Raw genomic sequence first — 22,777 nt, forward strand, 5'->3', positions numbered from 1 at the left:
TTTTGCTATCTGCTTCTTTCAGCCTGTACATCACTGCACACACCTTGCAGATTCGCTAGCTCTTCCCACTAGCGGGCGAGCTCGGGACTTTCACCCTTTAGATTGCACTCATGCCGAGCACACAAAATCCCAGGCATTCGAACAATGTCTGGGACGGATTAAGAAACGAATCTTGTTGTGTTTACTCAAATGGCATTAGAAGTACCGGTAAAAGAACCGGTGCAATAAGCGCCGTTACCAAGCCTGTTAACCCGATTGCCAAGCTTGCATAAGTGCCGGCTTCTTCACTGATTTGGAATGCTCGAGAGGTTCCGATTCCGTGAGACGCAAGACCTAAAGAAAAGCCTCGGGCCGGAGCAGAATCAACTTTCAAGAGTTTAAAGATAGGGCCTGCGATTACACCTCCCAGTACACCCGTTAAAACAACAAAGGATGCGGCAAGAGCAGGCATACCGCCCATTTTTTCAGCAACCGTCATTGCGATTGGAGTAGTTACACTCTTCGGTGCCAAACTAATCATCGTTTCCGGACTCGCCCCTAGAGCGCCGGCGATAAGAACCGCTGAAACAATGGCCACAATAGAGCCGCTGAATAGTCCAAGCACAATGGGAAGCCAATTTTTAGCCAATTGGACTCTTAAGTCATAAAGCGGGACGGCAAGTGCAACGGTCGTCGGACCGAGTAAAAAGTGGATGAACTGTGCTCCGTCAAAATATGTTTTATATGAGGTTCCTGTAGCCGTAATAAGCAGAATCACAATCAAAATTGCGACGGCGACGGGGTTGGCTAAAGAATTCCAATTCGTGAATTTATAGAATCTTTGAGCTATTGCATACGCAGCCAGAGTCAGGGCTAGCCAGAAAAGGGACGAGGTCGACAGGAAGGTCCATATTTCATGATAATCAGTCATGAGTCAACTCCTTTTGTGCTTTTCTTTTGTTGAGCCAGATGGTTGAATACTTAATGACTAAGCTGCTGGTGATGATGGCTAATGCCGTGCTGGTAACCAAAGAAGCAGTGATGGCCAACCATTCTGTTTTGATTCTTTCAACGTGCAGCACAATGCCTACACCGGCCGGAACAAAGAGGACGGCTAAATAAGAAATTAATACCAGTGCAATTGGTCTCACATACTCCGCCAGACTATCAATAGAAATTAGACAGAGCAGTAAAAGAAACATTCCGACCACTGCTCCCGGGACGGGCAGATGGAACATGAGTTCCAATACGTTTCCGATAATTTGGAAAACTAAAAGTAAGGTTAGACCTACGATCATTTTGAATTACTGAAAATTAAAGGCGCTTAATGCGCCTGGAAGATTAAAGTTTATTTATTTCGTCGATGAGCTTATCGACATCTTCATCTTTCGTTGCCCAACTTGTGCAGAAACGGGTAATCAGTTTCGGCTCGCCTGTATCGGGCCAGATGAGAAATGCGAACTTCTCTTTAAGCTTGTTGATGGCATCCTTAGGAAGGATTGGAAATTGCTGATTTGTAGGAGAATCGATCCAAAGCTTATATCCTTTAGAAAGGAAAGCTTTTTTGATTCTTTCCGCTTGTTCGACTGCTTTACGGGAAATGTCAAAGTAAAGATTATCCTTGAACAGCTCTTCGAACTGAATTCCTAAGATCCGGCCTTTTGCCAACATGGCGCCATTTTGCTTAATGAGGCTGCGGAAGTCTTGATCGAGTCCTTTATCGCCGTTAAAGACGATAGCCTCTCCGAAGAGAGCGCCGACCTTAGTGCCTCCAATGTAGAAAATATCCGTGACACGGCTTAAATCAGCTAATGTCAAGTCATTGTCTTTACTGGCAAAACCGTAGCCGAGGCGAGCACCGTCAAGATACAGCGGGATGTTGTATTCACGGCAGACATTATGAAGAGCGGATAGTTCGGCCTTTGTGTAAACAGTTCCAAGTTCAGTAGGGGAGGAGATATAAACCATCCCCGACTGAACAATATGTTCATGCGTATCATCAGCCCAATAATCAGCTAGATAAGCTTTAAGGGTTTCAGCTTTTAATTTGCCGTTTTCAGGCTTAAGCGTAACCACTTTATGGCCGGAAGATTCAATGGCTCCCGCTTCATGATGGGCGATATGTCCGCCTTCAACGGACACAACCCCCTGATGAGGCCTTAGAACCTGAGCGATGACTACTTTATTGGCCTGCGTACCTCCGGAGACTAAATAAACTCTGGCGTCTTCGTTTTCGCAGGCTTTCTTTATCAATTCTTCAGCTTTCTTGGAATGAGGGTCTAACCCATATCCGCAAGTCTGTTCAAAATTGGTCTTCTGAAGGGCCTCCAAAATTTTTGGATGACAGCCTTCAGCGTAATCACATTCAAATCTAATCATTTTTATTGGGTGAGGTCTTTAAGGAAACTGATTAAGAGAGGAACAGGACGGCCGGTAGAGCCTTTTTCTTCTCCGCTGCTCCAAGCTGTTCCAGCGATATCTAAGTGGGCCCAAGGAGTTTTACCGACAAATTCCTGAAGGAAAGCGGCAGCCGTACAAGCACCTGCTCCGGGGGCGCCGATGTTTGCTAAATCTGCGAAGCGGCTCTTTAATGCTTTAGTGTAAGCACGGCCTAAAGGAAGTCTCCAGCACTTATCTAAAGAATTTTCTCCGGCTTGAAGAAGTTCTAACGCCAGCTCTTCGTTATTGGAGAAGAGACCGGTATATTCGTGACCTAAGGCAACAACGCAGGCGCCAGTCAAGGTAGCGGCGTCCACAACTAAAATCGGTTTAAATTTGTCGATAGTGTAGGAGAGAAGGTCGCAAAGGACTAAGCGGCCTTCGGCATCGGTATTGAGCACTTCAACGGTCTTGCCTGAATAGCTGCAGAGGATGTCTCCCGGTTTAACGGCTGAGCCGCTCGGAAGGTTTTCAGTACAGCCGATTACTCCGACAATATTAATAGGAAGCTTAAGAGAAGCGGCGGTAGCCATTGCTGCCACAATAGAAGCAGCACCGGACATGTCATACTTCATTTCGTCCATGCCTTTTGCCGGTTTCAAAGAGATGCCGCCCGCATCGAACGTCAATCCTTTGCCTACTAAAGCAACAGGCGATTCTTTCTTTTGTCCGCCGTTGTATTCCATGACGATCATGTAAGCCGGCTGTTTGGATCCGGCGGCCACGCCTAAGAAGCAGCCCATCTTCAATTTATTAAGAGCTTTTTCTTCGAAAACGGTGACGTCAAATTTCAAGGAAGAACCCAGTTTCATGCACTGTTCAGCCATATATTTAGGCGTGCAAAGATTGGCCGGAGCGTCTCCCAGTTCTTTGGCCAGCTTGATGCCTTTTCCGATAACAGCACCTTCAGCAAAGGCTGTTGTTAATTCAGGAGTCTTCTCTTCTACGAATAAAGAAACGGATTTAGGCTGCTTCCATGCAGGACGGTCAGGGTTAGATTTGTAGTCGACGGACTTCTCTAAAACATCAATAGCAGTACAAGAAACTTGCTCAGCAATCCATTCAGGAGAAAGATCAAACCAGTCAGTGCAGGAGATAACAGCTGTTTTAACAAAGTAAACAGCTTTGAGAGCAGAAGAGAGAGCCTTCTGGAAATTTAAGACACCGTCTTCTTCTTTGCCGAGACCTACAACGACAAGTCTTTTAGCCGCAATTCCGGGAAAGTTCGGAAAGATGCCAACGGTTCCAAGACAACCGGTTGCGTCACCTTCTTTAATTAAGGCAGAAAGCGCATTCTTAGAAGCTTTGTCCACAGCTTCGGCAGATTTCGTTAATTTTCCTCGATAAATACCGACTATAAGAGCGTCTGTTTTCTGACTAAGGAGTTTTCCTGCAGCGAGTGTTAATTTCATCTTTATCCTCGTGTTTACTTTCTTGTTGTCAAGGAATTATAGTCAGCCAACTTCGTTAAAACGTTTATCCAACAACGACCTGAGCTTTTTGATGCTTGATTTAGTATGCTGCTTGCAGCAGATGCAATCTTCTTTTCGAAAATCCTTTGTCTAAAGCTGTCTGCGGAAAGCCCAAGCCGCCAAAGGCATAGTGATGCCGGCGATAATCAGCATCGGAATGATTTCATTTTTAATATGTCCTATTCCGGCGTCTGCAAGGTATACGGAATGCACGACTTCCAGAGCATATCTCAGTGGATTCAGATAGGTGATGTATTGGAAGAAAGGAGGCATGTTTTCGACCGGCGAGACTAAGCCGGACAGGATCACCATGGGAATAATAAATACGAAGCAGAACACGATGGCTTGCTGCATATTCTTCGACATGGAGGAGATAGCTAGCCCAATTCCGACGGAACTTGCCGTGAAGCATAACAAGCCTAAGAACATGAGGAAAAAATTTCCTCTGAACGGGATGTTGAACCATAAGACGGCGATAATGCATACCAATATAGCTTGCAGTAAACCGATGATAATTGGCGGAGTTGCTTTGGCAAGAAGGATCTGAGCGGGAGAGTAGGGAGTCACCAAAAGCTGGTCAAAGTTTCCTTGTTCTCGTTCTCGAGCAACGGAAAGACCGGAAAGCATTAGGACTTGAATAAAACTCAGAGTTCCGCATAGTGCTGTGACAAAGTTCCAGCGTGTTAAAAGATTGGGGTTGTACCAGGCTCTGTTTTCAAATTCCAGGGCGGGTTTAATTTGAAGATTCTCTTTGGCATATGAGCTGATGATTTGACTTAGCTCTGCGGCGGCAAGAGAAGCTGTTGTAGAGTTCCTTCCGTCCAAAATTACTTGTATTTTGGCCGGTGTGCCCTGTGCAATTTGAGAGGCGAAGTCACTTTGAAAATGGATCGCCATCATGGCTTTTCGAGGAGAAATTAACTCTTTAAGTTCTGCAGGATTATTTTCTTTGGCATAAAGAGTAAAGATATGGCTCGCTTCTATTTTTGCGACGATCTCTCGAGAATATTTGCTGTTGGATTCGTCAATCAGAACAAAAGGAACATACTTCAAATCAAATGTTGCAGCGTAGGCAAATAGAAAGACCTGAACAAACAACGGGACGATAAGAATAAATCTCGACTTTCTTTCCTTGAGAAGAACTGATGTTTCCTTCCAAAGCAGGAAACGCTGCCATCTTAACCAGTGAAGAAACTTTGTAATCATTATTTTTTCTCCAGAGTTTTCTTAAGGGTTTTATTGGTTAAGTAAAAGAAAACAGTGAGGTAAAGAAACAGAATAACCCAGTCTTTCCAAATCACCGTCCAGTTATCTCCTGAAAGGAATGCTCCTCGGAGCAGCTCAATAAAATATGTCGGAGGAAGGGTATAAGCAACCACAGCGATAAAGTCCGGCACATTTCTTAAGTCAAAGACGAAGCCGCTTAAAAGCACTGAAGGCAAAAAGCTTACAAGCAAAGCGATTTGGCAGGCTAGAAACTGAGCTTTTAATCCGCCGGAGATTAACAGCCCTATGCCCAGAGAGGTTAAGAGGTAAAGAATAGAAGACACCAAAATCACAAAGAAAGAGCCTTCCATTGGAACCTTGAACACCAGCAAAGCCGCTCCCAAAGTAATTATGAAGCCCCCAAGTCCTAATAGAAAGTAAGGAATGATCTTTGAAAGCAGGATTTCTGTTGTGGTAACCGGAGTTGAGAAAAGCATTTCCATCGTGCCTCTTTCCCATTCACGGGCAATGACCAAAGCAGTCAAGAAGGTTCCGACCAGTGTCAGAACAATAGCAATAATCCCCGGCACAAAATACCAAGTGGAAGAGTTGGCAGCGTTATACCAAAGTCTTTGCTCCATTACTATCGGAGTACTATTTTGCATCCCGAGTTTATTTAGGGAAATTAAAACCGATTGCTGTACATAATTTTGAAGGCTGTTAGCAGAGGTGGTGTCAACTCCATAAACAATAATTTGAATTTTGGCCTTTTGATTCATTAAGTCGGCCTGGAAGTTCTGAGGAAAGACCACAATCCCTCGGACTTTCCCATCATCAAAGAGCGTTTCTGCCTCCTTCATGGATTTAACGGGGAATGGCGTGATGTAAGACGACCCTCTGAATCCTTCAACGATAGCGTTAGTAACTTTTCCGGGAGATTGATTGAAAACGGCGACTTTTGCATCGGTTAAATCCAACGAAATGCCGTAGCCGAAAATAAAAATGAGGAGCAGGGGAAGCAGAAGTCCCATGGCGATGGAGCTTTTATCCCGCATTAACTGCCGTGTTTCTTTAACTGTTAGAGAGGCAGTTCGTCTCCACGAGTTCTTTAAGGAAGTAAGGTTCATGATTTACTTCCTTTTCTATCGTTCTCTACGATTCTAAGGAAAGCTTCATCCATAGAATCGGTATTGTTTAGGCCCGCTATTTTCTTAATTTCGGCCGGAGAGCCAAGCGCGAGCATTCTTCCTGCAGCTTGAATTGCCATCTTGGTGCAATATTCCGCTTCTTCCATAAAGTGGGTCGTAATGATGATGGTTTTTCCAATATCTGCTAATTTATTGATGGTTTTCCAAAAGGCTCGTCTTGCCAAAGGGTCGATACTGCTGGTAGGTTCATCCAAGAAAAGAATTTCAGGGTCATGAATTAAGGCCGCAGCCATTGAGAGTCTTTTCTTAAATCCTTCATTGAGTTTGTTCGAATCCACGTTCATCATAGAAGAGAGTTCAAACTGCTCGGCTATTTCATTTACACGAGAATCCAGAAAAGATCCGTCCAGGCCGTAGGCTCCTCCGAAAAATGTCAGATTCTCTTTTATCGTGAAAGTTGGATAAAGCGAGAAGAATTGAGCCACATAACCGATATTTTTACGGGCTTCTGCTCGGGCGGTGCGAAGGTTATAGCCGGCAACACTGATTTTTCCGCTTGTTGCAGGAATTAATCCGCAAAGCATTTTGAACGTGGTTGTTTTTCCAGCTCCATTGGGGCCGAGTAATCCGAATATTTCACCTCGGGACACCTGGAAAGAAGTTTGGTCCACTGCAGTGAAATTTCCGAATTTCTTAACCAAATCTTCAACGCAAATAAGTATTTCGGAAGGATCCGGTTTAACGATAGTTAAATCTTTTAAATCAATTGTGCCGAAACTTTCATGGCCTGCGGTGTGCTCATTGGCCTTTTTAAGAGTAGCAATAAAAGCGTCTTCCAGCACGGGCGCGAGAGGTCTGATGTCTAGAATATTGAATTTCTCTTTAATATCTTGCTTTGACAACTCTTTTTTGAAGACGGCTTTAACGCCGTTTCCGCGCGGGATGGCATCAATAACGTCAGGTGAGTCAGCGACTTTTTCAAGAAGCTTTCTTGTATCTTTTTCCGCACAAGGCAGATAGAAAACCTGGTTTTGATAAGGAGAAGTCAACTCCGAGAGAGTTCCTGTGCTTAGAACTTTTCCTTCGTTCAAAATGTAAATTCGATCACAACGTGCAGCTTCGTCCATGTAGCCTGTGCTGATTAATACACTCGTGTTCCTGACTTTCGCGACTTTGCTTAAAACGTCCCAAAGTTCTTTTCTTGATAAAGGGTCAACGCCTGCGGTCGGCTCATCCAGTATTAGAAGCTCCGGCTTACTTACCAGGGAACAAGCAATTCCGAGTTTCTGTTTCATGCCCCCGGAGAGCTTTCCTGCGGGACGGTTTATAAAAGGAGCAAGAGCGGTCATCTGAAGAAGCTCGTCATAGACAGCTTTTCTTTCGTTCTTAGGGATTCCTTTCAGGTCTGCAAATAAATTCAGATTTTCAATAATGGTTAAATCTTCGTAAAGACCAAATTTCTGGGGCATGTAGGCAATTTTGTCTTTAATTTCATCCGACTGATCTTTCAGATCTTTGTCGAAAAGCAAAATTTGTCCTGAGGTCGGATTTAGAAGTTTTTCTACTAAACGGAAGAAGGTGGTTTTACCTGCACCATCAGGTCCGATTAACGCGACCCTTTCTCCTTTTCTGACAGTTAGGTCAAGATCAATGAGTGCGTGCGCCGGCTCTCCTCTTTTTACTTCCGGAGGAAAATCTTTGCAGAGTTTTTGGGCCTGTAAGACAAGTTCTTCCAATTGACTACCTTTGGAAGGAAACGGTTGCGGGCATGCCTAAGCGGAGGACGTTATCCTTATCATCCACGTTGACTCTGACTTCATAGACCAGATTTGTTCTTAAATCCGGTGTCTGGACCGTCTTGGGAGTGAATTCGGCAACAGAAGAAATAAAACCTACTTGGCCGGGGATTTTCTTATCGGGGAAGGAGTCAATGGTGACAAAAGCCTCTTGTCCGGGCTTAATTTTTCCTAGTTCTGATTCATTGACGTAGGCTCGAACCCATTTCGGTGAGTAGATAGCCAGAGAAAAAACCGGCTTAGAGGAAGCGGCCATATCTCCGGGCTGCAAATATCGGTTTCTAATAACCGCATCTAACGGGGCCGTCAATTCACTTTGCCGGAGTTTTAATTCCAGTAAGCTTAATTCAGCTTGGGAAGCCTGCCATTGTTCGTAAGCTTGCTGAATAGCTTCCTTACGCGGTCCAATCTTTACAAGTTCATAAGCTTTCTGAGCCGCAATTAATTGGCTTTTATCAACGTTAAGCTGTGCTTCTGCTTGGTCTAAGTTTTGCTGGCTGATGCCCTGACCCTTCGTTGCACGAAAAATTTCTTTGACTCTTTCCAAATCCTTTTGAGAAAGGGCGAGTTTAGATTGAGCCGTATCGACATTAGCTTTCGCCTGAGCAATTTCTTCGGGACGAGAACCATTTTTTTGAATTAAATAAGTTTGGTAGCTGGCATTGACCGCTGCTTTCGCTTGTTGAATCTGAAGGAGAAGGGTATCAGTGTCTTGAGTTGCTAGAACTTGATTCTTTTTAACAACATCTCCTTCTTCAACGAGTACTTCTTTAATTCTTTCCGGCCAAAGAAAGGCTAATTCCACTTGGCGTATATCGACATTTCCATATAACTTTAGTTCTCCCGATTGTTGATGGTTTTCGTAATACCAATATCCTCCGGCCCCTAGAGCTGCGGCGAGACCAAGGACGGCAAAAATTTTGAGTTTTGTCGACATAACATCCTCTTTTTCTATATATGAAAAAGGATAGACGAAACGGAAAATATTAGCGAGCGCAAATTAAGCGTTCTTAATTTTCTTTAAGTTTGGAGCTCTCTTGTCTATGAAAACAGGATTAATTTCCTTTTGCAAATTCGCTTTTAATGTACGTAATAAAACTTTTAGCCGCCCCAGAAGTGTTTCGCGAAGATGTAATTGCACTGACTTCTCTGCATATTCCAGTCCACTCAGGTAAAACCCGAATAAAATTTGGCTCACTGTCTCCCAAAGGAATTGGCAATAACGCAAAACCAAATCCTTCTCTAGCAGCTTTTAGTGCAGCTTGTGTTGTATCTGTTTGAAAGAACCAATTTTTTGAACGAACTTTGTATTCCTTCCCCTCCGAGCTAATAAGTTTCCAAGAAGAAGCGTTTCCGTGCTGAATAATTATCGGCTGATCATTTAATTGTTCCGGATACGAAACGGAAGAAGCAATTTTTAGGATTGACGGATTTGCATAGATGCCGCTTGTAAACGTACCTATCCTATAACGGACTCCGGATAATGGCATTTCATCATTTAATACTACGGAAATATCTGAACCTTCCTGAAGGATCTCTTTTGGTTCGTTTGAAGTTTTAAGAATAATTCGAACTGCAGGATGTTCTTTTAAAAATTTCGTTATCGGTCTCATGAGAAAATTGCTCCCAAATTCGACCGGAGCACTGATACGCAAGATTCCTTTTGGTTCTTCCTTACTTAGTTGTTTGATGTTTTCTAAAGTCTCTGAGAGAGATTCAAGCGAAGGTCCAACACTTTCGAGTAAAGCTTCACCCGCCGAGGTGAGAGTGACACATCTGGTAGTTCTATTAAAAAGAGAAACTTTCAGTTCTTTTTCAAGTCCTTGTATGAGATGAGTCACACGAGAGGCAGAAATGTTTTTTATTTTTGAAACCGCTGTAAAACTTCTGTGCTTTGCAGCAATTACAAAAACTTCTAAAGCTTCCAACCTGTCCATATGATTATTGCAAAAATAAAAATAATATTTTATCAATTATTCGGTTTATTTAAATTAACTAAAAAGATAGGATAGAAAAATAACCTGTTGGAGTTGAAGTATGAAAAACATTAATCGAAGAAACTTTTTTAAAGTCAGTATTGGTTCTGCCGCCGTTTTGTCAATGCCAAAAACTTTTGCGAATGAATCTGTACCTTATGCAGATTTGAAGTCTAAAGAGATTTCGGCAATGTTCGGAGAATTCGCGAAAACTAAGAAAATGCCTGCGAATTTGAATAAATGGTTAAATGATCCGGTCATTCAAAAAATTCCTCCGTACAAAGTTTTTGATAACGTTTGGTACATTGGTCTTCGCTGGGTTGCGGCCCATCTTATTAAAACAAGCGAAGGCTACATCCTTATTGACACTGTGCATCAGCCTTTCGTGGGCCACCTTATTGATAATTTGGCAGTTCTTGGTGTCGATCCGTCTGAAATTAAATATGTTCTGATGACTCATGGACATTTCGATCACGTCGGAGGCGCAACCACCTTGAAACCTTTATTCAAAAATGCGACGTTTGCAATGGGAGAAGAGGGATGGAGAGAGGCATTTAACTTCCAGGGCAAGAAAGCGGGGGCAAAAACAATGATTCAAAAGGAGAAGGTTCTAAAAGACAAAGAAAAAGTGACTTTAGGAGATACTTCTGTTGTAGCTCTGGCTACTCCCGGACATACCATGGGCACTTTTTCCTATCTTTACCCAGTTTATGTTGATGGTAAAAAATACACCGCCGTCACTATTGGCGGTTTAGGGTTGAATGCTATTGCCGACAAAAATCAGCTTCAGGCCTATATCAACTCTTTATCTAAACTGTCAGATGACCTGTTAGGTATTGAAGTTGACCTCACGGCTCATCCGTTCAGCACTGGTCAAACTGAATTAATTGACTCCATTAAAAATAGAAAGGCCGGTGAACTTCATCCTCTTGTCAATCGAAAAGCTTTTATTGAACATCTTTCTAAATTGAGAAATGGAGCGGAGAAATACCTTGAAGAAGGACACGTTTGATAATTAGTTCATTCGCTAAAAAACTCCGTCCGAAAGGACGGAGAGGAATCACCGTCCGCGATATTGTTTAAGGAAAGAAAGAGGAGTTTGTCCAAAAGTATTTTTGAAATTTTTAATAAAGTAACTGGTCGAATTAAAACCACAGCTTCTTCCAACTCCCTCAACAGTTCTATTTGAAGAAAGAAGCATTTGAGCGGCTAAATCCATTCTTTTTTTCAGGATGTAAGACGAAATTGTGATGCCGAGGGCTTCTTTAAATAACCGACAGCACTCTTCCCGACTAAGGTTTACTGCGAGGGATATTTCTTTCAGAGAAATAGATTCGGTGATGTTGACTTCAAGAAATGTGATTATCTGTTGGCTGACTGCAAAAGCTCTATCGTTCCTGTCATTTTTAGAAGAAGTTTTTAAGAAGGGAAGGGTTTGATGCCATATCTCTAGAACCAGAGAAATCAATTTGATTTCATTTCCAATCTTCTTTTCCTTTTGAATTTCTTCTATTGCTTCGATGTTTTTTAACAATTGATTGGATGAAGAGTTGTCGGTTTTTATTGAGAAGTATTTTGAGGCTGATGCCGAGATAAAAGGATGTACCAGGCGTTGAGACAGTTCAGCTCCAACCGAAGAAACTAAAATTTTGGGTGAAAAGTTTAGACAGATATAAGAGTTAGAAGTTTGGGGAATAGTTGGCCTGGCCATGTGAAGAACCCTGGAGTTCACGAAAAATCCTTCGCCGGTTTTCAGACGAAGATAATTATCCTCAACCCTAAAATCAATTTCTCCGCTGGTAACCAGACAGTATTGCAGTTCGTTATGCCAGTGCCATCCGACGTAACCGAGGACATTTCTTTCTAGATAAGTTCGGTAGATTGCTAAGGGTATACCTTCGGTTACGTGATGGGTAGTTTCTTGTAAATTACAATCGATTGGGATCTGAGTGACTTGCATCTTCTCTACCTCAATATTTTTATATTTTATCGGAGAAAAGTTCTATTTCAATTTATTTGCCTTTCTAAAATTTTCCCTAGGATTTAATTGACAAGGAGAATCCCATGAAAGGAACACTTCCTCAAAAACGGCAGGAACAACTTCTGGAAACTTATAAAAAAGCAATTCAGACAAGAAGTTACTCAAATGAAGAAGAAAAGTTGGCTAAATTTCTTCAAACCGTCATGTTGGATTTGGACTTCGATGAAGTTCATATTGATCGAGTCGGTAACGTGGTTGGAAGAGTAGGTAATGGTCCTGTGGTTATCCATTTCGATTCTCACATGGATACAGTTGCAGTAAGTGATGCGGAAGAATGGACTGCTCCTCCGTTCGAGGCAAAGGAAGTTGACGGGATGATTTATGGCCGCGGTTCAGTCGATATGAAGGGCGGTCTGACTGCATCTATTTTTGCAGCCGCAAATGCCAAGGAACAGGGCTGGTTGGAAGGCAAGACTGTTTACGTGACAGGATCTGTTTGTGAAGAATATTGCGATGGTGTTTGCCTTGAAAACTTCTATGCCGATCACAAATTGGTTCCGGATTATTGTGTAATCTGTGAACCATCCGATAATGTCATCACCTTAGGACACACCGGAAAAGTTCAGGCAAGAATAAAAACTTTCGGAATCTCTGCCCATGGTTCAGCTCCTGAGAAGGGAGTGAATGCTGTTTATGAAATGGCAGAAATTATTCAACGGGTTGAAAATCTCAACAAGACACTTCAATCAACCCCAGGGAAAGGTACGATCGTCTTATCCCAGATTAGCTCAGTTGCAGTTTCTTTGAATGCGGTTCCCGATCAATGCGAAATTTATCTCGATCGTCGACTTCGATTAGGAGAAACAGTAGACGACGTAAAAAAGGAATTGGATGAATTGGTAAAGGGTAAGAATGCCAAGTGGAAACCTGGAACTTTGGTAATGAATTCATGGACTGGAGAAAAGTTGGTGTATAAGCCCATTCACAATCCATGGAAAATTTCGATGGAAGATCCTCTCACTACGGCAAGTATTGAAGCCTATGAAAAAACTTTTGGGCATGAACCAAAGAAATTTGATTTTTGGGATTTCGGAACAAACGCTGTCGTGCCAGTTTCTCTTGGAGTCAAAACAATCGGTTTTGGTCCGGGTGAATATAAATTGGCTCACATGAGAGATGAAAGATGTGATCCGAACCAAGTAGTTCAAGCCTGTGAGTTCTATACTAATTTAATTAAAAATCTGCCTGAGGAAAAGCAAAAATAAATGTCTTCTACTATCGAATGTCTTGTCCTTCCTCCCGAAGGAGAGTGCTCTGAAAATTTCGGAAAGGCTGCGGCTTTAAATTCTTTAGATTTTCATAAGAATGTTCCGGGATATGAGCCAACAAAATTATCCGTTCTAAAAGCTTTATCAAAGAAACTAGGTGTCGAGAACTTTTGGATTAAAGACGAATCCTCCAGATTTGGTCTGAATGCTTTTAAGGTGCTTGGAGGAAGTTTCTGCCTTTTCAAAGTAATTTGTGAATTACTGAGATTGGATTCCAACAGACACTTCTTTAAGGATCTTCAAGCGCCCGAGGTTGCCCAATCAATCTCCAAAATGACATTCATCACAGCAACTGATGGAAATCATGGCAGGGGAATCGCTTGGAGTGCAAAAAAACTTGGAGCGAAATGTGTTGTTCTTATGCCCAGAGGAACTTCCTCAGAGCGTTTGGAGAATATCCAAAAGCTGGGGGCCGATGCTTGGATAACCGATGTCAATTATGATGCTACCGTTGCAATGGCAGCTGACATGGCAGAAAAGAATGGTTGGACGCTCGTTCAAGATACGTCTTGGGACGGTTACGAAGAAATACCAACCTACATTATGCAGGACTATTTGACGATGGCCAAAGAAGCTCAGGAACAGCTAGGAGAGGAAGTTCCAACTCATGTTTTCCTCCAAGCAGGTGTGGGCTCGATGGCAGGTGCAGTAGCTAGTTTCCTAAAGTCAGCTTACGGGGATAGGGCTCCAAAAATTGTAGTTGTGGAGCCGTTTTCCGCGGATTGTATCTATAAAACAGCCGCAGCCGATGACGGTGAGTTGAAGGTCGTGGAAGGTGATTTAAAAACTATCATGGCTGGACTCGCTTGCGGAAAACCTTGTACTCTCGGTTGGAAAGAGCTCAGAGCCTGCGCATCAGCTTATCTAAGAATTCAAGAGTCGGTGGCAGCAACAGGTGTCCGAGTCCTTTCAAGTCCTTTGAAAGAAGATCCAAGAATTCTGGCAGGCGAGAGCGGGGCGGCTCCGATAGGAGCAGTTATCGCACTTCTGGCTGATCCTAATCTCTCTGAGATTAAGAATAAATTACAGTTGAATAAATCTTCAAAGATCTTGTGTTTTTTAACTGAAGGAGTGACCGACAGAAAGAGCTTTTTAGAAATTGTTTGGGAAGGAAAATATCCTTCTGCGATTTAAAAAATTAAGAGTGGGCGCCGGTCTTTAAAAGGCATGAAAGCCCGGACATACATAAGCGGTGTCGAAGTTGGCCGCGCGCCCATGGTTCGAATTCTAATTTCTTGTTTATTAGAGGCTTTCAAAGCTCACCTCAATCTGAGTTTATTTTTATTTTTAAAACCAAATTTGAGGAGATGGAGTAAATAGAGAAATGAGCTTAGGAAAGGATGGCCTCTAAGATTTTCTGAAACTTCGAATTCATAAAAAATACCTTTGATTTGTTCTGAGTAGTTTGAAGAAGGAGGAGTGCACTGAAAGAAAATTTTTTTCCTTCGTATTTAAGAAACTTGAAAAGCTAAAATTTCAAGATCTTCATACGGGTGCGAAAATGCCTCTTCCAAACGATTTAAAAGACAAATTCATAGAGATTGTTGAAGTAAATCACGTTCTAACGGATCCCTCCCTATACGGTCCGTACACCGATGACTTCACAGACCACTACAAATCACAGCCCTTGGTTATTCTTAGGCCTAACTCCACGGAACAAGTCAGCCAAATTATTAAACTTTGTGCTGAAAATCGCTTGGGAGTTGTTGTTCAAGGCGGCAATACGAATTTGACAGGATCAGCGTCTACCTCTACTCCAGATTCAGAAGTTCTTATCTCGCTAACCAGAATGAAAAATTTAGTCTCCGTTGATACCAAAGGGGACTCCATGGTTGTTGAAGCGGGAATGACTCTTGCAGATGTTCACAAATGTGCGGAAGACAACGGTAAGTTTTTCCCGCTTTCCTTTGCGGCAGAGGGCAACGCTACTATTGGAGGTTGCTTAGCATGCAATGCAGGCGGGGTCGCAGTTTTGAGATACGGCACCACAAGAGAGTTGGTGCTGGGAATTGAAGTAGTTTTGCCTGATGGTCGTATTTGGAATGGCCTCCGTTCGTTGAGGAAAGACAATACCGGCTATGACTTAAAGAATTTATTCATGGGATCAGAAGGAACCTTAGGCGTAATTACAAAAGTTGTTCTGAAGTTATTCCCGATACCCAAAGAAAAAGAAACCTCTTTAGTCTGCGTTGAATCTCCGGCAAAAGCTGTTGCTCTTTTGAATCGTGTTAAAGATTCTGCCGGTTCTTTGCTTACAGCTTTTGAATTAATTAGTGAAAAACCAATCAGCCGAGTCAAGAAAAATCTTCCTGATGTTGAAGTCCCGGAACTCTCGCCGTCTCCTTGGAAAGTATTGCTCGAATTGTCTTTATTTGAAAAAAAGGAAGAATCTGTCCTAGAAAGTATTCTTGAGCAAGCGTTTGAAGCAGAAGAAATAACAGATGCAATTATTGCTAACTCTTTGAAAGACAGCCATAAATTCTGGCATGTCAGAGAATCTATTCCTCTGGCGGATAGAACCGAGGGAGGCAGCATCCACAGCGATATCAGCCTTCCGATTGCCAGCATCCCGGAATTTCTAGAAGTTTCTTTGAAGAGATTAAAGGAAGAGTTCCCTTGGATTGAAGATTCTATTTTCGGACATCTTGGAGATGGAAATCTTCACTACAACTTTGTCAGCCCGGAGGATCCGACACTGACTTACAGATTCGAAGAAGAAATCAGAAGGAATTTATATACCACAGTGATTGAATATAACGGCTCAATATCAGCCGAGCATGGGATCGGGATGCTCAAAAAACATCATAATGATGAGTTTAAGGATCCCATCGAACTGGAACTAATGAAGAAGATTAAAAATGCCATCGATCCGGAGGGCATTATGAATCCAGGTAAATTAATCTGACAGCCGAAGGTACGGAAATGACAAAGTTAGGCACCGTAACAGAAAAGGAAACTATTTCGCAGCAAATCGAGCCGGAAGTTGATATCACTGAAGAAGTCCTAGATGACGGTTATTTGGATGTCATGGAAGATAAGACTGTAGTCATCTTTGCTGTGGGGGGCACCATTGCTACCAAAAAAGACGGCGAGGGCTATCTTGTTCCGGCTGCTTCGGGTGAAGAACTCTGCAAAAAAGTCCCCGGCTTGGATGACTTGTGCAATATCGAAGTTGTCAATTTCTCCTGTGTTCAGTCCACGGCTGTGACGCCGGAGATGATGCTTGAGATTTCAAAGCAAGTTCAGGAAATTCTTAAACGTCCCGATGTCTCTGGAGTGGTGATAACTCACGGAACCGACACTTTGGAGGAGACCGCTTACTTTCTTAGCATCTCTTTATCCGATGAATTTCAGAATGAATATTTCAAACCCATAGTTCTCACCGGTTCCATGAGGGGAGCAGATGCGGTAGGAGCAGACGGGCCGGCAAATTTATTGGCTAGCGTTAAGGTCGCTTGCCATGACGTGAAGGAAGATATCCCGAGAGTGGTGGTCTGTATGAATAACGAGATTCATGCAGCGTCCAGAGTACAGAAAGTTCATTCGGATAATATTGCCGCATTCAAATCTCCTTCTTGGGGACCTGTCGGTTATGTGGATGACGATCTGGTCTATTTCAGAGCAGGTGCTTTGGATTTAGACATGGGATTTAACTTTCCGACACCCGAAAAATTGACGGCAAAGGTTGGCATAGTTAAAGCCGTGACAGGAGATAAAGGCGAACTTATCGATTATTTTACGTCTCAAAAAATAGACGCTTTAGTCATTGAAGGCTTCGGAAGAGGAAACCTCCCACCGGAAATGATGCCGTCGGTTAAAAAAGCGATAGATTCCGGAATTGAAGTGGTTATTACGAGCCGGACACCGGCAGGAAGAATTTTGGATTCTTATGGGACACCTGGCAGTGTGAAGGACTCTATTCAGCTTGGTGCAGTCATGGGCGGAGAATCAACCTCGGCTAAAGTACGTTTGCTCTTGTTGTATATCCTTTCACAACCAAAAGCTCAGGAACTTCGCCGTGAAGATCCCGAGCTTTTCAGAGCGTACTTGCAGGAATGTTTGGATCCTGTACTCAGCGAACGTCTGTTCTCGATTAAGTCCTGAAATCTCTTAATTCATAGGTATAGAGTAGATATTTTGACCGTTAATTGAGAGCAATAGATTGTCGTCATCATGGGTGAGAAGGATGTTGGAGACAGCATCCTTTCCTTCCATCTTATAAGTACCTTTGGGTAGGAAGCCAACGTAAGGAGCAACGGATTTTCCTTCTGCCGGAGAAACTCTGAAAGAAAGTTCTCCAATCTTGTTAGAGTCTTTTGTAAATCTAAAGTTGCCATTAAAGGCAATTTTGATATTTTTAGCGTCCACATAAGAAGGAAGTACTTCTAAGCCGATTTTTCCGGTGGTGATGGCAGTCAGAAGCTGTTCCGAAGAGGCTCCTAGATTTCCGAAATAAGGAAGATTTTCTTGACAAGCAACAGGGTTGGCAGTGCAGAAGTCATCCCCGTACTGGTCATAGAAAAGAGCCGAGTAGGGAGAAGCAGATGCGTTCCAATCCATTTTTAATTTAATGTCTGCCTTTGGAATATTTACAGGAATGATGGACTTGTAATTTAAGTTATCTAAACCAACCTTGAAGTTTTGGATGAAGTTGGTCTTTTCTTTTGAAACTTCGGTATTGAAAGAGAAATTAGCGAATTTAATATCTCCGCTTAAGTCTTTCTGATTTAGGTCTACCTTTTCCAAGTCATAAGAAAACTTAACCGGAGTCAAAGAGTTCTTGTCTGAATAAGACTGGAAGGTCTGACTTCCAATAACTAATTCTCCGCCGTTACTGTTTCTTGTGTTTAATTGTTTAAGCTTAATTGTCCCGATATCAAATTTGGTCTGAAATTGAGAAAGGCTTTCCGAGGAAAAACCTTCTATCTTGCTTAAAAAAGTGGTTTTACCTGCTGTACGGTCAACAGAAATCTTGACATCGTCAATGTTTGCAGAAAACGGCTGTGTTGTGAAAGTAGCTGTTTTTGGAGTGAACCGGTAATTAAAGTCAACCGCTAATGTAGGGTGCATCGACTTAAGAACAAGATTGTCTTTGTCAAATTCATCAACCTTAGTTAAATGAAGAACTGCTTTCGGAGAAAAGCCAAGATTGACAACACCTTCTGAGACAGCAAGTGGCTTAGTGGTTTCGGAGATGTCCTTTAAGTAAAGCATGAGTTGGACTTCTCTTGCAAAAAAAGATTTTTTTGTGATTTCTCCGCTGACTGTTACTTCATCGGTGCCAAGGACTTTATTAATGTTTGCAATAGTTTCATCAACTTTTTGTCCCTGGTAGTAAATAAAACCTGTATAGCCGGCAATGCCTAAAAGAATAATAACGGCTGCTGGTGTTAAAAATTTCTTCGAAGAAGAGCTCAATTTATTCTCCATATTTTTGTTGTCATCGGATCATTCTAATTTCTTTTTATCGGCGTGCAGCGAGAGTTCTAGATTCCGAAAACAGGAATAGGATGATAGAACTCCATATAAAAGAAAGCGGGAGCAGCTGTTTTGTATTAAAAGGCTCTTTGAAAATAAATATTCCCACTAACAAAGTAAGTATCGGATTGATATACATGCAGAACCCGAGGACGTTCAACGGCAGATTTAAGGCTGCATAAGAAAAAGCAACCATAGGAATTGTTGTGATAACGCCGGTTGAAACTAGAACCCAGGTGAGATCTTCAGCCGGATTTCCGGAGAAGAAGTGACTTGTGCCGACATGGTTTAAAGTAAAGATATAGACCAAAGCCAATGGAAGCATCAGTCCGGATTCAATTGTGTTGCTGATCCAAGGATCTACTTTAATTTTTTTCTTTAAAGCGCCGTAAATTGCCCATGTAGAAGAAACTCCCACTGCAATCCATGGAATTCTTCCAAGCTGGAAGACCATGATAAGCAAACCCAAGAAGGCAAGGAGGATACTGGCCCACTTAAGCGGCGGAAGTTTCTCTTTGTAGAAAAGAACTCCAAGAAATACCGAAATTAAGGGAGTCAGAAACATGCCGATGCCAAGTTCTACGACTTGGTTGCTGTTAACTCCATAGATGTTTATCCACCAATTTACTCCTGCAAAAGCAGCAGCGAGTGTTAGACAAATCGCATATTGTTTTTGTTCAGCAAAATAATGGAAAGTTTCTTTGAACTTGTGGAACTTTTTGAAAATCACCAGTAGTAGGAGCATCACAAGCAATGACCAAACGACGCGATGGGCAACGACTTCCCAACCGCCGGCTTTGCCGAACATTTTCCAAAAAATCGGCAGGAATCCCCATACTAAATAGGCTGAGGTCGCGCCGATAAGTCCTAATTTTCTGTTCTCTCCAGACATAACGAAAAGGCTCGGTGAGCCGAGCCTATTAACTAAATTTAGTTATAACTTACTTATAGAGTTTGCTAATAACGTCTTTAGCGAAAACTTCCTGATCTTTCAATAACTGACCAAGCTGTTTGTCATCCTTGAAGTCCATAGAAAGACCGGCTTTCTTGTGTGCTTCGATAGTCGCAGGATCCTGCATTGTCTTCTTGAAAGCATCAACGTAGAACTTGATGATTTCAGGAGATGTACCTTTAGGTGCAACGATAGCGCGTGCGGAACCGTACCATTCCGGATAAAGACCTTTTTCACCTAATGTCGGTACGTCTGGAAGTTCAGGAGCACGTGTCGGAGAGAAGACTGCTAAAACTCTCAATTCCGGTTTGTCTCCTTTAACGAGCTTAGCAACGTCAGCAACTTTAGCGCATGTGAAATCAACTTCACCTTGACGCAAAGCTAAGAGCTGGTCAGCTGTACCGCCGTAAGGAACTGCTTTGTAATCAAACTTGCCGCTTTGTGCGAGAAGCTGAGCAGCAGTGTGGTTGGAAGCCTTAACGCCGTTTGTCGAAGCCTTAAGCTGTTTCTGTTTTGCAGCGGCAACCAAGTCTTCGATTGTCTTGTAAGGAGAGTCAGCCTTAACAGCGACAACGCCGGATTCTGTCAAATGGTTGGCGATAGGAATAACGTCAGAAACAGAGAACGGAGCTCCTTTCTGAGCGGCTAATGTTGTGAAGGTCGGAAGGTTGATAAAACCGATTGTGTGACCGTCTGGTTTGGAATTAACTAAACGTGTCCAGCCAATTTTGCCGTCGCCGCCAGGAAGGTTCTGAATAACAAGAGTCTTGCCCACATATTTACCGGCTTCTGTGGAGAGAAGGCGAGCACCTGTATCTGTGCCGGAACCTGCCTTATAAGCAACGATAACGTTAACGTCGCTTGTCGGAGCCCAAGCCATAGCTACAGGCATTGTCATTGCAACGGCAACGGCTAAAAGTACTTTTTTCATTTGTCTAAATCCTCCTAGGGATAAGTTGGTTTGATTTGTCTAAAAATTTAAATATTTGTTTCCGAGTAATTCATATTCTACTCAGCTTTACCGTATGGAGTCCATTACTTATTTGTTGGCTCTGTGCTCTACGTGCTTTTCCCACTTGGCCATGAGCCATGGAGAAAGCGTACCGAGAACGCAGAGAAGAATAAGCAGCCAGCAAAGCGGAGTGCTGAAGAGGATGGAAGGATCTCCATCGCTAAGGTATAGGGATCTTCTCAATCCGTTTTCGCCGATTGGACCAAGAATTAAACCTAAAACAATAGCTGCAGCATTCAAATCGAATTTTCTGACGAGATACCCGATGAAACCGAAGAGGAACATAAGAAGGACTTCATCGAAATTATTATGAATGGCAAAGGAACCTACAACGCAAAGGAGGAAGATGGACGGAATCAAAATAGAATCAGACAATCTTGAAACTTGTGCAAAAATTCTGCAGCCCAACAATCCTACTGCCAACATCGCAAACTGAACTAAAACGAAACCGGCAAAGAAGGTATATGTCATCGGGGCATAAGTAGAGAAGAGCTCCGGACCAGGTTGGAGACCGTGAATGATCAAACCGCCCATTAAAACTGCAGTTACGGATTCGCCTGGGATGCCTAGGGTCAACGTCGGAATCAAAGATCCACCGGTAACCGCGTTGTTTGCAGCCTCTGAGCCGGCAACGCCTTCAATGGAACCTTTTCCAAATTCATCTTTATGCTTTGAAAAACGGCGCGCTTCGTTATAGCCCATGAAGCAAGCAATCGTTGCTCCGGCGCCCGGCAAGATACCAAGGATGTTGCCAATCATCCAAGAGCGTGTAATGGTTGGCATCAAACGCTTAATTTCTTGTCTGGAGAGTAATAGGCTGCCGGAGAATTTTGCGGCTTTTGCTCTTTCCTTGATCTTCTTTTCGGCAAGAATAAGAACTTGAGACATAGAGAACAAGCCAATCAAGGCGCAGGTTACATTGACGCCGTTATAAAGGCTTGCTTGACCGAACATGAATCTTTCTACGCCTTCCATCGGGTCCATACCAACGGTGGAGATCAAGAGACCGAGAATGCCGGAGATGAAACCTTTAAGTAAAGATTTGGAGGAAACTCCGGCAATAATTGTCAAACCGAAAATAGAAAGCCAGAAGTATTCCGGGCTCTTGAACTGCATAGCAAGTTCAGCCAGGAACGGAGAGAAGAAGTACAGGGAGATACAGCTTAACAAGCCCCCGCAGAATGAAGCGAAACATGCAACTGCTAAGGCCTTGGCTGCTTGGCCTTTCTTAGTTAATTCATATCCTTCGATAGCGGTAGCTGCAGAAGCAGGAGTGCCGGGTGTATGAATAAGAATGGCTGAAATTGAACCGCCGAAAATTGCGCCGCAATAAATACCGCCCAATACGATAAGGCCGGTTGCCGGATTCATACCGAAAGTAACCGGAAGCAGAAGAGCCACACCCATGGCTGCAGATAGGCCGGGCAAACAACCAATCGTAATACCCAAAGCCGTGGCGGCAACCATTAAGACGAGAGTCAAAGGATTTAAGGCATGAATAAAACCTTCGCCCATTAAAGTGATAGTTTCTAACATGATCTCTCCTTATTCAAACAACACGCCTAAAGGAAGAGGTACCTTCAGGAACATAGAGAAGACCAAATAGGTCACACCCATTACGCAAACGCAGGAAATAACCGCAGGAATAGGTTTGACCTTAAGAAAGAACTGAGCAAGTATCAAATAGAGAACACTAGAAATATAGTATCCGAGATAATTGACTAATGCTAAGTAAATAACGCATCCAATGACAACTCCAAAAAACTGAGAAGGGATGAATCCTTGGAAGATTTTTCTGAAGTCATTAATGAAAAGTTTATGACGTTTAAAATGCCAGATCTGTTGAAGAAGAAGCAGTGTATTGCAAACGTAAAGGGCTGAGATAAGGATTAGAGGATAAGATTGAGCGCCTTCGGGGAGCTGCAATGTCATCACTAGAAACCAGGTTGCAATCGCATATATGACTACGATTACGCCGATGTCTGAGTCTTTCATAATTTGGCTTTGGAA

At 42.8% G+C, this 22,777-nt stretch carries 20 protein-coding genes; 5 read left to right on the forward strand and 15 right to left on the reverse strand.

Translation table 11 applies throughout. The features are described from left to right. Positions 1–181 precede the first annotated feature (181 nt). The 9 genes from ADH67_RS11490 to ADH67_RS11530 all read right to left on the reverse strand — a co-directional run bounded on the left by ADH67_RS11490 (position 182) and on the right by ADH67_RS11530 (position 9,977). Positions 182–910, reverse strand: a complete 729-nt coding sequence (locus ADH67_RS11490) for an LrgB family protein (protein ID WP_066592478.1) — start codon at positions 908–910, stop codon at positions 182–184. Continuing rightward, positions 903–1,277, reverse strand: a complete 375-nt coding sequence (locus ADH67_RS11495) for a CidA/LrgA family protein (RefSeq protein ID WP_066592475.1) — start codon at positions 1,275–1,277, stop codon at positions 903–905. The genes ADH67_RS11490 and ADH67_RS11495 overlap by 8 nt, the downstream gene beginning before the upstream one ends. 43 nt (positions 1,278–1,320) lie before the next feature. After that, positions 1,321–2,358: a threonine aldolase family protein gene (locus ADH67_RS11500; RefSeq protein ID WP_066592472.1), complete on the reverse strand. Its 1,038-nt coding sequence runs from the start codon at positions 2,356–2,358 to the stop codon at positions 1,321–1,323. A gap of 2 nt (positions 2,359–2,360) precedes the next feature. Then, complete coding sequence (locus ADH67_RS11505) at positions 2,361–3,830, reverse strand: leucyl aminopeptidase (protein ID WP_066592470.1); 1,470 nt, start codon at positions 3,828–3,830, stop codon at positions 2,361–2,363. 150 nt (positions 3,831–3,980) lie between these two features. Then, positions 3,981–5,096: an ABC transporter permease gene (locus ADH67_RS11510; RefSeq protein WP_066592467.1), complete on the reverse strand. Its 1,116-nt coding sequence runs from the start codon at positions 5,094–5,096 to the stop codon at positions 3,981–3,983. After that, positions 5,096–6,223 (reverse strand): ABC transporter permease, encoded by a 1,128-nt coding sequence (locus ADH67_RS11515; protein ID WP_066592465.1) that lies wholly within the window; start codon positions 6,221–6,223, stop codon positions 5,096–5,098. The genes ADH67_RS11510 and ADH67_RS11515 overlap by 1 nt, the downstream gene beginning before the upstream one ends. Continuing rightward, positions 6,220–7,980, reverse strand: coding sequence for an ATP-binding cassette domain-containing protein (locus tag ADH67_RS11520; protein ID WP_066592464.1), 1,761 nt, complete (start codon positions 7,978–7,980; stop codon positions 6,220–6,222). Before ADH67_RS11520 ends, ADH67_RS11515 begins: the two co-directional genes overlap by 4 nt. A gap of 4 nt (positions 7,981–7,984) precedes the next feature. Continuing rightward, the gene (locus tag ADH67_RS11525; RefSeq protein ID WP_066592462.1) at positions 7,985–8,977 is read right to left on the reverse strand and encodes an HlyD family secretion protein; all 993 of its coding nucleotides are present in this window, start codon (positions 8,975–8,977) and stop codon (positions 7,985–7,987) included. 118 nt (positions 8,978–9,095) lie between these two features. Further along, a complete protein-coding gene (locus ADH67_RS11530) occupies positions 9,096–9,977 on the reverse strand; it encodes a LysR family transcriptional regulator (RefSeq protein WP_066592458.1) in 882 nt (293 codons plus the stop codon). 100 nt (positions 9,978–10,077) lie between these two features. Here ADH67_RS11530 and ADH67_RS11535 point away from each other — a divergent pair, with 100 nt between their 5' ends. Then, positions 10,078–11,028 carry an MBL fold metallo-hydrolase gene (locus ADH67_RS11535; RefSeq protein WP_066592456.1) on the forward strand — a complete coding sequence of 317 codons (951 nt, stop codon included), beginning with the start codon at positions 10,078–10,080 and terminating at the stop codon, positions 11,026–11,028. 48 nt (positions 11,029–11,076) lie between these two features. On the opposite strand, the gene ADH67_RS11540 is transcribed toward ADH67_RS11535, so the two are convergent. Beyond that, positions 11,077–11,976: an AraC family transcriptional regulator gene (locus ADH67_RS11540; RefSeq protein ID WP_066592450.1), complete on the reverse strand. Its 900-nt coding sequence runs from the start codon at positions 11,974–11,976 to the stop codon at positions 11,077–11,079. A gap of 104 nt (positions 11,977–12,080) precedes the next feature. On the opposite strand from ADH67_RS11540, the gene ADH67_RS11545 reads away from it, so the two are divergent. The 4 genes from ADH67_RS11545 to ADH67_RS11560 all read left to right on the forward strand — a co-directional run bounded on the left by ADH67_RS11545 (position 12,081) and on the right by ADH67_RS11560 (position 17,429). Continuing rightward, positions 12,081–13,262, forward strand: coding sequence for a YgeY family selenium metabolism-linked hydrolase (locus tag ADH67_RS11545; protein ID WP_066592449.1), 1,182 nt, complete (start codon positions 12,081–12,083; stop codon positions 13,260–13,262). Then, the gene (locus tag ADH67_RS11550; protein ID WP_066592448.1) at positions 13,263–14,459 is read left to right on the forward strand and encodes a diaminopropionate ammonia-lyase; all 1,197 of its coding nucleotides are present in this window, start codon (positions 13,263–13,265) and stop codon (positions 14,457–14,459) included. A gap of 367 nt (positions 14,460–14,826) precedes the next feature. Beyond that, a complete protein-coding gene (locus ADH67_RS11555; RefSeq protein WP_066595722.1) occupies positions 14,827–16,230 on the forward strand; it encodes an FAD-binding oxidoreductase in 1,404 nt (467 codons plus the stop codon). A gap of 17 nt (positions 16,231–16,247) precedes the next feature. Further along, entirely contained in the window at positions 16,248–17,429 is a 1,182-nt protein-coding gene (locus tag ADH67_RS11560) for an asparaginase (RefSeq protein ID WP_084081462.1), read from the forward strand. A gap of 6 nt (positions 17,430–17,435) precedes the next feature. Here ADH67_RS11560 and ADH67_RS11565 read toward each other — a convergent pair whose 3' ends face one another. The 5 genes from ADH67_RS11565 to ADH67_RS11585 all read right to left on the reverse strand — a co-directional run bounded on the left by ADH67_RS11565 (position 17,436) and on the right by ADH67_RS11585 (position 22,762). Next, positions 17,436–18,743, reverse strand: coding sequence for a hypothetical protein (locus ADH67_RS11565; RefSeq protein WP_143597748.1), 1,308 nt, complete (start codon positions 18,741–18,743; stop codon positions 17,436–17,438). A gap of 46 nt (positions 18,744–18,789) precedes the next feature. Next, the gene (gene rarD, locus ADH67_RS11570) at positions 18,790–19,695 is read right to left on the reverse strand and encodes an EamA family transporter RarD (protein ID WP_066592443.1); all 906 of its coding nucleotides are present in this window, start codon (positions 19,693–19,695) and stop codon (positions 18,790–18,792) included. A gap of 49 nt (positions 19,696–19,744) precedes the next feature. Next, entirely contained in the window at positions 19,745–20,686 is a 942-nt protein-coding gene (locus ADH67_RS11575) for a tripartite tricarboxylate transporter substrate binding protein (RefSeq protein ID WP_066592442.1), read from the reverse strand. A 108-nt stretch (positions 20,687–20,794) separates the two neighbouring features. Continuing rightward, the gene (locus ADH67_RS11580; RefSeq protein ID WP_066592440.1) at positions 20,795–22,303 is read right to left on the reverse strand and encodes a tripartite tricarboxylate transporter permease; all 1,509 of its coding nucleotides are present in this window, start codon (positions 22,301–22,303) and stop codon (positions 20,795–20,797) included. A 9-nt stretch (positions 22,304–22,312) separates the two neighbouring features. After that, positions 22,313–22,762 (reverse strand): tripartite tricarboxylate transporter TctB family protein, encoded by a 450-nt coding sequence (locus tag ADH67_RS11585; RefSeq protein ID WP_066592438.1) that lies wholly within the window; start codon positions 22,760–22,762, stop codon positions 22,313–22,315. Positions 22,763–22,777: the final 15 nt, after the last annotated feature.

This window comes from Turicimonas muris (assembly GCF_002221595.1).
Lineage (GTDB): Bacteria > Pseudomonadota > Gammaproteobacteria > Burkholderiales > Burkholderiaceae_F > Turicimonas > Turicimonas muris.

What these genes read in the sequence shown, in the direction of transcription:
- ADH67_RS11490 (WP_066592478.1), bottom strand. Translation starts at nt 910, where the DNA reads ATGACTGATTATCATGAAATATGGACCTTCCTGTCGACCTCGTCCCTT.
- ADH67_RS11495 (WP_066592475.1), bottom strand. Translation starts at nt 1,277, where the DNA reads ATGATCGTAGGTCTAACCTTACTTTTAGTTTTCCAAATTATCGGAAAC.
- ADH67_RS11500 (WP_066592472.1), bottom strand. Translation starts at nt 2,358, where the DNA reads ATGATTAGATTTGAATGTGATTACGCTGAAGGCTGTCATCCAAAAATT.
- ADH67_RS11505 (WP_066592470.1), bottom strand. Translation starts at nt 3,830, where the DNA reads ATGAAATTAACACTCGCTGCAGGAAAACTCCTTAGTCAGAAAACAGAC.
- ADH67_RS11510 (WP_066592467.1), bottom strand. Translation starts at nt 5,096, where the DNA reads ATGATTACAAAGTTTCTTCACTGGTTAAGATGGCAGCGTTTCCTGCTT.
- ADH67_RS11515 (WP_066592465.1), bottom strand. Translation starts at nt 6,223, where the DNA reads ATGAACCTTACTTCCTTAAAGAACTCGTGGAGACGAACTGCCTCTCTA.
- ADH67_RS11525 (WP_066592462.1), bottom strand. Translation starts at nt 8,977, where the DNA reads ATGTCGACAAAACTCAAAATTTTTGCCGTCCTTGGTCTCGCCGCAGCT.
- ADH67_RS11530 (WP_066592458.1), bottom strand. Translation starts at nt 9,977, where the DNA reads ATGGACAGGTTGGAAGCTTTAGAAGTTTTTGTAATTGCTGCAAAGCAC.
- ADH67_RS11535 (WP_066592456.1), top strand. Translation starts at nt 10,078, where the DNA reads ATGAAAAACATTAATCGAAGAAACTTTTTTAAAGTCAGTATTGGTTCT.
- ADH67_RS11540 (WP_066592450.1), bottom strand. Translation starts at nt 11,976, where the DNA reads ATGCAAGTCACTCAGATCCCAATCGATTGTAATTTACAAGAAACTACC.
- ADH67_RS11545 (WP_066592449.1), top strand. Translation starts at nt 12,081, where the DNA reads ATGAAAGGAACACTTCCTCAAAAACGGCAGGAACAACTTCTGGAAACT.
- ADH67_RS11550 (WP_066592448.1), top strand. Translation starts at nt 13,263, where the DNA reads ATGTCTTCTACTATCGAATGTCTTGTCCTTCCTCCCGAAGGAGAGTGC.
- ADH67_RS11555 (WP_066595722.1), top strand. Translation starts at nt 14,827, where the DNA reads ATGCCTCTTCCAAACGATTTAAAAGACAAATTCATAGAGATTGTTGAA.
- ADH67_RS11560 (WP_084081462.1), top strand. Translation starts at nt 16,248, where the DNA reads ATGACAAAGTTAGGCACCGTAACAGAAAAGGAAACTATTTCGCAGCAA.
- rarD (WP_066592443.1), bottom strand. Translation starts at nt 19,695, where the DNA reads ATGTCTGGAGAGAACAGAAAATTAGGACTTATCGGCGCGACCTCAGCC.
- ADH67_RS11575 (WP_066592442.1), bottom strand. Translation starts at nt 20,686, where the DNA reads ATGAAAAAAGTACTTTTAGCCGTTGCCGTTGCAATGACAATGCCTGTA.
- ADH67_RS11580 (WP_066592440.1), bottom strand. Translation starts at nt 22,303, where the DNA reads ATGTTAGAAACTATCACTTTAATGGGCGAAGGTTTTATTCATGCCTTA.
- ADH67_RS11585 (WP_066592438.1), bottom strand. Translation starts at nt 22,762, where the DNA reads ATGAAAGACTCAGACATCGGCGTAATCGTAGTCATATATGCGATTGCA.